At 72.8% G+C, this 12,122-nt stretch carries 11 protein-coding genes; 8 read left to right on the plus strand and 3 right to left on the minus strand.

Translation table 11 applies throughout. The features are described 5' to 3' along the window. Positions 1-122 precede the first annotated feature (122 nt). The gene (locus DP939_RS03895) at positions 123-1,667 is read right to left on the minus strand and encodes a M28 family metallopeptidase (protein WP_113978910.1); all 1,545 of its coding nucleotides are present in this window, start codon (positions 1,665-1,667) and stop codon (positions 123-125) included. 120 nt (positions 1,668-1,787) lie between these two features. Between DP939_RS03895 and DP939_RS03900 the strand changes: the two genes are divergently transcribed. From DP939_RS03900 to lipB, 3 genes are all read left to right on the plus strand, one after another. Then, on the plus strand, positions 1,788-2,318 hold the full coding sequence (locus tag DP939_RS03900) for an HAD domain-containing protein (protein ID WP_113978912.1): 531 nt from the start codon (positions 1,788-1,790) through the stop codon (positions 2,316-2,318). Positions 2,319-2,433: 115 nt separating this feature from the next. Beyond that, positions 2,434-2,640 (plus strand): PspC domain-containing protein, encoded by a 207-nt coding sequence (locus DP939_RS03905; RefSeq protein WP_113978914.1) that lies wholly within the window; start codon positions 2,434-2,436, stop codon positions 2,638-2,640. Between the two features lie 24 nt (positions 2,641-2,664). After that, complete coding sequence (lipB, locus tag DP939_RS03910) at positions 2,665-3,309, plus strand: lipoyl(octanoyl) transferase LipB (RefSeq protein ID WP_113978917.1); 645 nt, start codon at positions 2,665-2,667, stop codon at positions 3,307-3,309. A gap of 9 nt (positions 3,310-3,318) precedes the next feature. On the opposite strand, the gene DP939_RS03915 is transcribed toward lipB, so the two are convergent. Together DP939_RS03915 and DP939_RS03920 are read right to left on the minus strand one after the other, a co-directional pair. Continuing rightward, positions 3,319-4,239 (minus strand): protein kinase family protein, encoded by a 921-nt coding sequence (locus tag DP939_RS03915; RefSeq protein ID WP_113978920.1) that lies wholly within the window; start codon positions 4,237-4,239, stop codon positions 3,319-3,321. 91 nt (positions 4,240-4,330) lie between these two features. After that, positions 4,331-4,885 carry a type 1 glutamine amidotransferase domain-containing protein gene (locus DP939_RS03920; protein ID WP_113978924.1) on the minus strand — a complete coding sequence of 185 codons (555 nt, stop codon included), beginning with the start codon at positions 4,883-4,885 and terminating at the stop codon, positions 4,331-4,333. Positions 4,886-5,175: 290 nt separating this feature from the next. On the opposite strand from DP939_RS03920, the gene DP939_RS03925 reads away from it, so the two are divergent. Genes DP939_RS03925 through DP939_RS03945 form a run of 5 tightly spaced genes read left to right on the plus strand, consistent with a single transcriptional unit; the run spans position 5,176 to position 12,119 of the window. Further along, positions 5,176-6,372: a hypothetical protein gene (locus DP939_RS03925; RefSeq protein ID WP_147267856.1), complete on the plus strand. Its 1,197-nt coding sequence runs from the start codon at positions 5,176-5,178 to the stop codon at positions 6,370-6,372. Further along, positions 6,369-9,047 carry a serine/threonine-protein kinase gene (locus DP939_RS03930; RefSeq protein WP_225878029.1) on the plus strand — a complete coding sequence of 893 codons (2,679 nt, stop codon included), beginning with the start codon at positions 6,369-6,371 and terminating at the stop codon, positions 9,045-9,047. Before DP939_RS03925 ends, DP939_RS03930 begins: the two co-directional genes overlap by 4 nt. Before the next feature lies 1 nt (position 9,048). After that, a complete protein-coding gene (locus DP939_RS03935; protein WP_113978929.1) occupies positions 9,049-9,930 on the plus strand; it encodes a protein phosphatase 2C domain-containing protein in 882 nt (293 codons plus the stop codon). Beyond that, positions 9,927-11,216 carry a VWA domain-containing protein gene (locus tag DP939_RS03940; RefSeq protein WP_225878030.1) on the plus strand — a complete coding sequence of 430 codons (1,290 nt, stop codon included), beginning with the start codon at positions 9,927-9,929 and terminating at the stop codon, positions 11,214-11,216. Before DP939_RS03935 ends, DP939_RS03940 begins: the two co-directional genes overlap by 4 nt. 48 nt (positions 11,217-11,264) lie before the next feature. Beyond that, positions 11,265-12,119 (plus strand): FHA domain-containing protein, encoded by an 855-nt coding sequence (locus DP939_RS03945; protein ID WP_113978932.1) that lies wholly within the window; start codon positions 11,265-11,267, stop codon positions 12,117-12,119. The last annotated feature ends 3 nt before the right edge of the window (positions 12,120-12,122 follow it).

Consider the following 12,122-nt stretch of genomic DNA (forward strand, 5'->3'; position numbering starts at 1 on the left):
ACCGGTTATCCGAACCCGGTTTCAAGACATGTCGGTCGGTGCTCGGAGGCCGTCCGGGAAACCCGTCCGGGAAACAGGGACGGGCCCCGGCTGTGCGCCGGGGCCCGTCGTGCGCGGTGCGGTCAGGAGACCGAGGTCCCCCTCAGCGGCACCGCCGTGCCGGTGGTGGCGGCGGCGGTGGCCGCGCGCCTCGGGATGGACGACAGGTCGAAGGCGTAGGTGGCGGTGGCCACCGCGATGGCGTCGGAGTTGACGTCCAGCGCCCTCTTGTTGATGTTGGTGATGGTGTCGCAGGCCACGTGGTAGCAGGAGTCGTACGGGGCGCCCGCCTGCCCGCCGAACAGCTTCGCCTCGGCCTCGGTCTTGGTGCCCTCGGCCCCGGTGAAGATGCCGCCGGCCGGGATGCCGTTGGCGATGAACGGCCCGTAGTCGGAGCGGCCGTCGAAGTCGGTGCCGACGTGGCCGAGGCCGCGGCGGTCGAAGTACTTCGCCAGCCGCTGCTCGATCTGCGCCGATCCCGCCGGGCCCGCCGGGAAGCCCACATTGTCGGAGTTGTCGCCGTCGTACAGCTTGTAGGCGTAGTTGGGCGAGGCGACCATGTCGAAGTTCAGGTAGAGCCTGATCCGGTCGCGTTCGGCCGGGGACAGCTCGGCGACGTACTGCTCGGAGCCGAGCAGACCGAGTTCCTCGGCCGCCCAGAAGCCGAACCGCACCTTGTTGCGCACCGGGAGGTGCTTGAGCCGCAGCGCGACCTCAAGGACGGCCGCGGTGCCCGAGCCGTTGTCGTTGATGCCCGGACCCTCCGGCATGCTGTCCAGGTGCGCGCCGACCATGACCACGTTGTCGCGGTCGCCGCCGCGGGTCTCGGCGATGACGTTCCTGGTGGTCGCGACCTCGACCTTGGTGTCGGTCCGGACGCGCACGCGGGTGCCCGGCGAGTTGGCCAGGGCGGACCCGACGGAGAAGCTGCTGAACACCACGGGGAACCCGTAGCGCCACTCGCCGATGTCGAAGGCGTAGGCGTCGGTGCGGCCCGGCTGTCCCTCGTTGAAGAAGATCACCGCCGCTGCGCCCGCGGCCTTGGCGTTGTCGGCCTTCTGCACGTACGGGCAGGTGCCGCGCTGGATGAGCGCGATCCTGCCGGGCACGAACCCGGCCCAGTCCGAGGCCTCGCAGCCCGCCGTCGAACTCGGCGACGGCGTGGGCGGCAGTGTCGGATCGACGGCCTGTACCTCGGCGGTCACGTCACCCGAGCCCGAGGAGATCACGGTGACGAAGTCCGCGGGCGTGGCGTACTTGGTCGGCGTCGGTGCGACCTGCTCCAGGACGGGCGGGGACAGTTCCTCCCAGCTCTTGGGGAACTGCACATCGGTGGTCTTCACCCGGTACCCGGCCTTGCGCAGCTTGCCCGCTACGTAGTCGACCGAGGCGTCATAGCCCGGCGAACCCGCGGCACGGTTGCCGCCGTTGGCGTCGGCGATGGACTGCAGGGCGTCCAGGTGCTTCTTGACGTTCGCCCCGGTGACCGTTTTCTCCAGGAGTTTGGCGAAGATGTCGGCCACAGGGCCGGACTGTGCCGACGCCGGTGGCGCGAAGGCCAGTGGCAACGCGAGAGCCGTGGCCAGGGTGACGGCACGGACCACGCGTTGGCGCAGCGATAACCGCATAGGGTTCCTCCAGCGAGGTAAGGATTGCAAACCCCCGAAGCATGCTTAGGGGAACTTAACCTGCCAGACCGCGCTTCGCCAGAACCCCCGGACTAATTGCTCGGCCGTACCATAAGGACCATGGCAGAACAGCCGTTGCTGCTGGTAGATGTGGACGGGGTGCTCAATCCGACCGGCCGTCAACGCGGCGATTTTCGGACATATGACTGCGTTACTAGTGGAACGTTATATAAGGTCCGGCTGAACCGCACCCACGGCACCTGGCTCCTCACCCTGGCCCAGAACACCGGAGCCGCCCTCATCTGGGCCACGACCTGGGAGGACGCCGCCAACGACTGGATCGGCCCACCCCTCGGCCTGCCCACCCTCCCGGTGATCCCGATGCCGCCCTCAGCGCCCCCCGCGCGGGGCCGCGGCTTCGGCGAGATGTTCAAGACCCCGTACGTCGCCGACTACGTCGCCGGGCGGCCGTTCGTGTGGTTCGACGACGCGGTCTCGGAGGCGGATGAGGAGTATCTGCGCCACCGCTCCGACGTCGGTGAATTCCTGCTCGTTCAGGTGTCCGCCGAGCGCGGGCTGACGAGGGACGACGTGGATCGGGCGGGGGCGTGGCTGGGGGATCGGCCGCGTGAACGGAGGGGTTCAGGGTAGCGGGGGGTTCGGTCTCAGGGATGAGGTCAGGGTTTTGTCAGGGGCGTCAGTCGGAACGCCGATCCCTGGCCGGGCGTTTTCCCGAGTGAGACCAAAACAGCGGGAGGAACAAAAGGTGTACCGGTCAAGACGACACAAGGTGATCGCGGGTGTGTGCGGCGGCATCGCCGAGCGCTTGGGCTGGTCGCCCAACGTGGTGCGGCTGCTGTTCGTGCTCTCGTGCATCCTGCCGGGGCCGCAGTTCATCATCTACCTGCTCATGTGGATCTTCATCCGTAAGGCCCCCGTCACGGGCGGCCCCTCCGCGCCCTACTACCAGTAAAACTCCCGGAGCTAAGCTGTCCGCATGAGGCAACGGCCGCTGTCGATGATCCAGGACGACCTGGTCGAGTACGAAAAGGCCATGGAGCGCATGGCCGCCCTGGTGGAGGAGCGGCAGCGGGACGCGCGCCCCGACACGCTCTGGCTGCTGAGCCACCCCGCCGTCTACACGGTGGGCAAGCGCACGCTGCCGGAGCACCTGCCCGTCGGCGGGCACGACATCCCGGTCGTGGCCACGGGCCGGGGCGGCCAGCTCACCTACCACGGCCCCGGCCAGCTCGTCGGCTACCTGATCGTCAAGCTGGGCGAGACGGAGGGCATCGTCGACTACGTCCGTGAGGTCGAGTTGCGGATGGTGGAGGCGCTGCGGGCGCTCGGCGTCGAGGCCGAGCGCCGGGACACCCCGCCCGGCTCCGAGCTGCTCACCGGGGTGTGGACGGCCCGTACCGGGCGCAAGATCGTCTCGATCGGCATGCGGCAGAGCCGGGGTGTGACCAGCCACGGGTTCGCCCTCAACGTCGATGGCGACCTCACCCCGTGGCAGTGGGCGGTGGCCTGCGGCATGCCGGATGTGGACATGACCTCGCTGAGCCGCGAGGAGTGCCCGGCGGGCATGGACGAGGCGCGCGTACGGGTGGCCACGGCCTTCGAGGCGACCGCCGCCGTCTGACCCGCCAGGTCAGAAGGACGGCAGGCCCCGGGCGTCGTCGATCAGCCGGCCGAAGGCCGGGTCGTCCAGGTCGCGTACGGCCCGCAGATGCCTCGCCGCCGCGCCGGGATCGGCCGGTCCGTCCAGCAGCCCGCACCGGACCGCCGACCGCAGTGCGCAGACGAGATCCGACATGATCCGATAGAGCGTGACCCTGGCGAACAGCCGCCGGTCCGGCCCGCCGAAGTAGGCGGCGGCCAGCATCGGCACCAGGTCGGCCGGATAGTCCGCCTCGGCGGCGATGGCGCCCAGGTCGAAGGCCGGGTCGTGGTTGCCGGAGAGCCGGTAGTCCATGATCCGCACCTCGCCGCCCTCCGTCGCGATGAGCGTTTCCGGCAGCAGGCCGTTGTGGCACGGCACGGCGGGCGGCGGCCAGTGCGCGAGGGCCCGCTCGATGTCGGCCACGGCGGGCAGCCGCTCGGCGTACCCGTCCGGCACCGCCAGCCCGTGCCGCGTGCACAGGCCCAGCAGCCGTTCCAGCTCGGCGAAGATCGAGAAGTCGTTCGCGAAGGCCGGTCCCGCGTGCAGCCGCCTGCACGCCCGGGCGATGCCCGGGATCAGGTCAGGCTCGCGTACGGCGGCGCCGTCCAGCGCCCGCCCCTCGACGTACTCCAGCAGCAGCGCCGGCAGCCCCGCCAGCCGGTGGACGACCTGCGGCCCGACGCCGCTGACCGCCGCCTGCCGGGTGTTGGCGATCTCCTCTTCCGGTTCGAGGCCGAGCCCGGCCGCCGCCACCCCGGGGTCGAGCACGCGCAGCAGCCAGCGCCGGCCGCCGTCCGCGTCGATCCGGGCCACGCGGTGGCCGCGCCCGCCCTCGATCTCGGTGATCGTCACCGGGCCTCCGGCCCAGGCGGTGATCAGTGGGATCGGGTCCGCGGACGGATCGGGCATCCAGGAGCCCCCCTTGGCCTGTGGTCAGACCGTTGATCTGCCGGTGACTCCGTGGCGTTACAGGCGTTTTCGCGCCGGGTGCGGGAGCCGGTCAGGGTTCGACCGCCACCATGGCGTCCACCGCGGCCTGGCAGAACGCCTTGAGGTCGTCCGGCTTGCGGCTGGTGACCAGCAGGTTCGGGCCGTCGGTGGAGATGACGACCTCCTCGTCGACCCAGGTCGCGCCCGCGTTGCGCAGATCGGTTCGCAGGCTCGGCCAGGACGTGAGCGTACGGCCGCGTACGACGTCGGCCTCGATCAGCGTCCACGGAGCGTGACAGATGGCCGCCACCGGCTTGCCCGCCTCGAAGAATCCGCGGACGAACCGCACCGCGTTCTGGTCGGTGCGCAAGAAGTCGGGGTTGGCGACGCCGCCCGGGAGCACCAGGCCGTCGAAGTCCGCAGGGGAGACCTGGTCGACGGTCGCGTCTACCTCGAAGGTGTCGGCCTTGTCGAGATGGTTGAACGCCTGTGCCCGCCCGGCCCTGGTGGAGATCAGCCGTGGCGTGCCGCCGGCCCGCTGGATCGCCCGCCAGGGCTCGGTGAGTTCGACCTGCTCGACGCCCTCGGGCGCGAGGAGGAAGGCGATGGACTTGCCCTGCAGCATGATTTCCCCCTAGATGCGCTGCGTGGATGCTCAGTACCGGCACGTTCCCGAGGCGGCGGGATCTATGCCCGGGCCCGGGCGCTATGACAGGGTCACGGAGGGGTCACACAAGTACGGCGCGCCGATGAACCGGTTCGCATGCGGGACCCCGATGTACAAAGATTGAGAAAAACGGCAAACTAATCGGTCTCGTGGACTGTCCAAGACTGAGGAGATCACCCGGCAGGGCGGTCTACGCGGGGCGATGAAGTGTGGGGCGGGGGAGAGCGGTGGGCACGAGCGGGCCGCCCATGAGCGCCGAGGACGTGCGAGACGCCCTCCGGCGACGTCGTGGTGAGCGCGACCGGCTGTCCGCCGACCTGCTCGACCTGGAACAGCACCCCGGCCACCAGCTGCTCAAGGGCGCCGCCCTCGGCGGGGAGACCGAACGCCGCTGGGAGGAGGCGCAGGCCGGCATCGCCACGCTGTGGTGGCTGTTCGACGCCTACAGCCGGGTGCTCGCGCGGGCCGAGGAGATCGCCGACGGCGGCCGGCGGCTGGGCGGATCGGAGCTGGAGACCCTCACCGACCTGCTGCGCGGCCCGTCGGTGGAGATGAAGGTCGAGGACGTGCCCGTGGAGCGGCGCTCCCTCGTACGCCCCACCGCGGAATGGCTCACGCTCGACCAGGTCATGTCCCGGATGGACACCGCCTACCAGGGCAGCGCGCAGACCGTCGCCGCCGCCGACGCCGCGTGGAGCGTGCTCGCCCCCCGCCTGAACCAGGCCGAGGCCGCCCTGCGGGCCGCCGCCGACGTGCTCACCCGGCTCGGCGGCACGGACGACGAACTCGACCGCATCGGCGCCGACCTGCTCAGACTGCGTGACGAGGCCCGTGCCGACCCGCTCGCCTACGCCGGCGGCGACCCGCGCGAGCTGCTGGCCCTCGACGGGATGCTCGCCGCGCTGGCCGAACGCCGCCGCGTGCTCGAACAGGCCCTGCGCATCAAGGACGACTACCAGCGGCGGGCCGACGAGGTGGCCGTGCGCATCTCCGGGGTGGCCGACGCCGAGGCGGAGACCCGCGCGGCCTGCGAGACCGCGCTCATCAAGATCGCTACTCCGGTGCTGCCCGCGCTGCCCGGCCAGGCCGCCACCCTCGCCGACCGGCTGGCCGCGCTGACGAGCCTGTACGGCCGGGCCGACTGGACCGAGCTGGCCGAACGGCTCGCCGACTTGGAGCGCGCCACCGCCGCCGCCCTGGACCAGGCCCGCGCCGCCACCGCCCACGTGACCGGGCTGCTGGACCGGCGCGATGAGCTGCGCGGCAGGCTGGAGGCGTTCCGCGCCAAGGCGGTCCGCCTGGGCATGGGCGAGGACTCGGCGCTGGCCTACCTCTATCGGCAGGCGCGCGAACTGCTCTGGACGGCACCGTGCGACCTGCGCCAGTCGACCGTGGCGGTGGCCGCGTACCAGCGGGCGATCAAGCGGATGGGAGAGGCCGGATGAGCGCGTGCACCCAGCCCGGCTGTACCGGGACCATGGAGGACGGCTACTGCGACACCTGCGGCATGCCCCCGGCTGCCGCGCCGCCGCAGGAACGCTCCGCGGGCGGCAGGCACGCCGCCCCACCGGGCGGCCCGCCCCCGGGCGGCGCTCCGGCGTACCCGCCGCAGGGGAGCGCGCCTTACCCGCCCCCGGGCAGCGCCCCGGCGTACCCCCCGCAGGGAAGCGCCCCGGCCTACCCGCCCCCGGCGTACCCGCCGCAGGGCAGCGCGCCTGCCTACCCGCCGCCGGGAGGCGGACCGCCCGCCCCGCCGCAGGGGAGCGCCCCCGCCTATCCGCCGCCGCCCTCGGGGCCGGCGCAGCCGGGCTCCGGCGGCAGGCACGCCCAGCCCGCCCCGCCGTACCCCCAGACCGGGCAGGTCCAGCCCCCGCCCCCGCCACCACCCTTGCAGCAGCAGGCCGCGCCGCCGTCGATGCCGCAGCGGCCGGGCAGCGCGCCGGTGTCCGGCTGGCAGGGCGGCAGCGCCCCGGTCTCCGCCGGCTGGCGCGGCCGGGGCATCGACCTCGGCACCGCGCCCTCCACCGGCCCGGTGAGCGGGCGCGGCACCAGTTCGACCCGCTCGCGGCGCAGCTCGCTCGGCGCGAGCCTGGTCGAGGTGCCGCCGGTGCCCTACCGGGACCCCGCGCTGGTCGTGCTGCGCGACCCGCAGGTCCCCGAGCACAAGCGCTTCTGCTCCAACGGCTCGTGCGGCAAGCCGGTGGGCCGGGCCAAGGGCGACCGGCCGGGCCGCGCCGAAGGCTTCTGCCCGCACTGCGGCACCCGCTTCTCCTTCACCCCCAAACTGGCCGACGGCGACCTCGTGGCCGGGCAGTACGAGGTCAAGGGTTGCCTGGCGCACGGCGGCCTCGGCTGGATCTACTTGGCCGCCGACCTCAACCTGGACGGCCGGTGGGTGGTGCTCAAGGGCCTGCTGGACACCGGCGACGTGGAGGCGCTGCTAGCGGCCGAGGCCGAACGGCGGTTCCTGACCGGCGTGGACCACGCCAACATCGTCAAGATCTTCAACTTCGTGCAGCACCCCGACCCGACCACCGGGACGATGGTCGGCTACATCGTCATGGAGTACGTCGGCGGCCAGTCGCTCCAGGACATGCTGAAGGCCCGCCTGTCGGCCAGCGGCAACCGCGACGCGCTGCCGGTCGGCCAGGCCATCGCGTACATCCTTGAGGTCCTGAAGGCGTTCGACTACCTGCACGACCGGCAACTGCTGTACTGCGACCTCAAGCCCGCCAACGTCATCCAGGTCGAGGACCAGCTCAAGCTGATCGACCTCGGCGCGGTCCGCCGGGTGGACGACCAGGACAGCTCCATCTACGGCACGGTCGGCTACCAGGCCCCGGAGATCGCCAAGGACGGCCCCTCGGTCAGCTCCGACCTCTACACGGTCGGGCGCATGCTGGCCGTGCTGTGCATGCCGTTCAGCCCGGCGGCGGACAACCGCGAGGCCCCGCTGCCCACGCCCGACCGGCAGCCGCTGCTCGCCGCGTACGAGTCCTTCCACCGCTTCCTGCACCGCGCCACCGATCCGGTGCCGAGCCGCCGCTTCCAGAGCGCCCAGGAGATGTCCGAGCAGCTCACCGGCATCCTGCGGGAGATCAGGGCGGCCGAGGACGGCAGGCCGCGACCGGCGCTGTCCACCGAGTTCGGGCCGGAGCGCCTGGCGGCGGCCACCACGCTCGCCGCCGACGGCGCGCAGAGCGGCCAGGTGCTCGACCTCCTCGGGGCCGACTCGGCGGTGGCCGCGCTGCCCACGCCGCTGGTCGATCCCGGCGACCAGGCCGCGGGCTACCTGGCGGGCATCACCGCGCGAACCCTCGACGACCTGGTCAGCATGCTGGACGCCGCCCCGGTCGCCACCCTGGAGACCCGGCTGGCGCTGGTCAGGGCGCTGATCGAGCAACGCAACCCGCGGGCGGCGGAGGTGTTGCAGCAGGCCGCCAACGAGGCCCCGTGGGACTGGCGGGTGCTGTGGTACCACGGGCTGCGCGAGCTGGCCTGGGGCAACCTGGCCGAGGCGCTGCGGCTCTTCGACGAGGTCTACTACCGGATGCCCGGTGAGCGCGCGCCGCGGATGGCGCTGGCCTTCGCCCGTGAGTGCGCGGGCGACCACCACGAGGCCGGGCGGCACTACGCGGCCGTCTGGCGTACCGACCGGGCGTACGTGAGCGCCGCGTTCGGGCTGGCCCGGGTGTGCCTGGCGGTCGGAGACCGCGCGTCGGCGACCCGGGTGCTGGACGAGGTGCCGACCACCTCCAGCCACTACGTCTCCGCGCAGATGGCGGCGGTGGCGCTGGCCGTACGCGGGCGTGAGCCCAACGCGCTCCCCGCCGATGACCTGATGGTCGCCGGCGAACGGCTGACCGACCTGGACCTCGACCCCGGGCGGCACAACCGGCTGGCCGCCGAGCTGCTGGAGGTCGCGCTCGGCTGGGTCACGGCGAGCGGTCAGCGCGGCACGGCGGGCCCGCCGCTGCTCGGCGCGGAGCTGAGCGAGACCGGCGTGCGGCGCCGCCTCGAAGGCGTCTACCGCGAGCTGGCCAGAGGGTCGGGGGCCATCGAAGACCGGCACGCGTACGTCGACAAGGCCAACGCCGTGCGCCCGAGAACGTGGGTGTGAGATGAGCGGCAACTGTCCCCACTGCGGCTATCCGGTGCTGGCCGGGGAGACCTTCTGCGAGGAGTGCGGCCGGGCGCTCCAGGCGGGCGCCCCCGGCGCGTGCACCGCCTGCGGGGCCGCCGCCATCGACGCCGAGGGCTACTGTGAGCGCTGCGGCCTGCGCCAGCCGACCGCCCGTGACCACGCCGAGGTCGAGGCGGGCCGCGCGGCCGGGGTGAGCGACCGCGGCAGGCGGCACAGCCGCAACGAGGACGCGATGGCGCTGGTCGCGGTGGACGCCGAGGTCGTCGCGGGCATCGTGTGCGACGGGGTGTCCTCCTCGCCGCGCCCCGACGACGGCTCGCTGGCCGCGGTGGAGGCGGGCGCGTCCGCGATGGTCAAGGAGCTGCGCGGCGGCAGCGGCCCGGTGGAGGCCACCCGCGCCGCGGTGGCCAGGGCCGCCGAGGCCATCGCCGTGCTGGGCACCCTGCACGACGCGCCGGCCTGCACGTTCGTGTCGGCGGTGGTCGGCAGGGGCCGGGTCACCATCGGCTGGGTCGGCGACAGCCGCGCGTACTGGCTGGGCGGCACCCCGGCCAGGCTCACCCTCGACGACGCGACCGAGTCCGGGATGCTGACCGCCTGGCTGGGCGCGGACGCGGGCGAGGTGATCCCGCAGGTCCGCACCTTCGAGCCGGACGGGCCCGGGGTGGTGCTGGTGTGCAGCGACGGCCTCTGGGGCTATCTGCCCGCTCCCGAGGACATGGCCAGGGCGGCCCAGGACGCGGCCCGCGCCCCGCTGGCCACCGCCCAGGCGCTGGTACGGCTCGCCAACGACGCAGGTGGCCGCGACAACATCACCGTGCTGGTGATCCCGTTCGAGAAGGGAAGCACGCCCAAGTGACCGAGCAGCCGCAGTTCACCGTACGCGTAGACCAGAACAAGTACCTCCCGATGGACGGCACGGAGGTCCACGCGGTCCTCACCGTCGAGGCCGCCGGGCCGGTGGAGCGCATGGCGCAGGAACAGCAGGCGGCCGAGGTCATCATCGTGGACACCTCGGGCTCCATGTCCTACGGCAAGATCAACGAGGCGCGCAAGGCGGCCATGGCCGCCGTGGACACCCTGCGCGACGGCGTCCACTTCGCGATCGTCTCCGGCACCGCCTACGCACACATGATCTTCCCGCACGATCGCCGCCTGGTGCCCACCGACCGGGGCAGCCGGGAGGCGGCCAAGGCCGCCATCAGCCGGATGGAGGCCGACGGCGGCACCGCGATCGGCCGCTGGCTGCGGCTGGCCGCCGACCTGTTCCAGCCGTTCCCGCACGCGATCAAGCACGCGATTCTGCTCACCGACGGCAAGAACGAGCACCAGGACGCCCGCGAGTTCGACGCCGACCTCGCGTACTGCACCGGCAAGTTCGTCTGCGACTGCCGCGGCGTCGGCGACGGCTGGGTGGTGGCCGAGCTGCGCAAGGTCGCGTCCGCGCTGCTCGGCACGGTCGGCGACATCCCCGACCCCAAGGACCTTGAGGCCGACTTCCGGGCGATGACGCAGACCGCGATGGGCAAGGCGGTGGCCGACGTGGTGCTGCGGGTGCGCACGCCGCAGAACGCCTCGCTCAAGTTCCTCAAGCAGGTCTCGCCGACGCTGGAGGACCTCACCGCCCGCCGTACCCCCTCCGGGCCGCTGGACGGCGACTACCCGACGGGCTCGTGGGGCGCGGAGTCGCGGGAGTACCACCTGGCGATCCAGGTGCAGCCGGGCACGGTCGGGCAGGAGATGCGGGCCGCGTGGGTGCGGGTGATGGTCCCCGACACCGGCGCGCAGCTCGCCGCGGGCAACGTACTGGCCGAGTGGAGCGCCGACCCGGTCGCCTCCACCAGGATCAACCCCAGGGTCGCCCACTACACCGGCCAGCAGGAGCTGGCCCAGCTCATCCAGGACGGCCTGCAGGCCCGCAAGGACGGCGATCTGGAGCTGGCCACCGCCCGGCTCGGCCGGGCCAGGGGCATCGCCCAGCAGTCCGGCAACGGCGACACCGCCAAGCTGCTGGACAAGGTCATCGACTACGACCCCGAGAGCGGTACCGCCCGGCTCAAGCCCGACGTGGCGAAGGCCGCCGAGATCGCGCTGGACACCGGTTCGGTGCGTACGGCGCGGATGCGCAAGGAGCCCCAGGGCTGACGGCCCGCCCTGAGACCCGAGACCCGAGAGTGAGGAGGAGCACCAGCGATGGCGATATGTCCATCCGGCCACGAGTCGGAGGCCACGGACTACTGCGACATCTGCGGGACGGCGATGGGGGGCGCGGCCCCCGCCGCGGCCCCGGTCGTGTCCGCGCCCTCGGCTCCTCCGGCCGCCCCCGCGGCGACCTCGGGGGGCGAGGGCGAGCGCACGGTCTGCCCCGACTGCGACGCGCCGAGAACGGGCCGTTTCTGCGAGGACTGCGGCTACGACTACGCCAGCGAGATGTCCGGCGCGGTGCGGATGGCCGAGCAGGCGCAGTCGGTGCAGGCCCTCCTTGAGGGCCGGGCGGCGGGGCAGTCCGCGCGGCTGTCGCCGCCCCAGCCGACGGCCACGTTCACGGCGACTCCGCCGCTGTCCGCGCCCACAGCGCCGCCGGTGCAGCCGGTGCCTCCGATGCCGCAAGTGCCCCCCGCGCCGGTCGCGGAGCCGCAGGCCGGTCTGTGGGAGGCCGTGGTCACCGCCGACCGCGGCTACTACAACACCGTCATCGGGCAGGGCGGCCCGGACGCGGCGAGCGTGCCGTTCCCGCCGTACTGCCCCGAGCGGCGGTTCCCGCTGAGCGGCCAGCAGGTCATGATCGGGCGGCGCAGCCGCTCGCGCAACCTCAGCCCCGAGATCGACCTGACCGGCCCGCCACAGGACCCGGGGGTCTCCCACCTGCACGCGGTGCTGCTCGCCCAGCCCGACGGGTCGTGGATGCTCGTCGATCCCGGCTCGGCCAACGGCACGACCGTCAACGGCTCGCGCGAGGCGCTGCCGCCCAACGTGCCGGTGCCGATCGGCGACGGCGACCGCATCCAGCTCGGTGCGTGGACCGTGATCACGCTACGGAAAGGGTGAGGC

The organism is Spongiactinospora rosea, assembly GCF_003315795.1.
GTDB classification, from domain to species: Bacteria; Actinomycetota; Actinomycetes; order Streptosporangiales; family Streptosporangiaceae; genus Spongiactinospora; species Spongiactinospora rosea.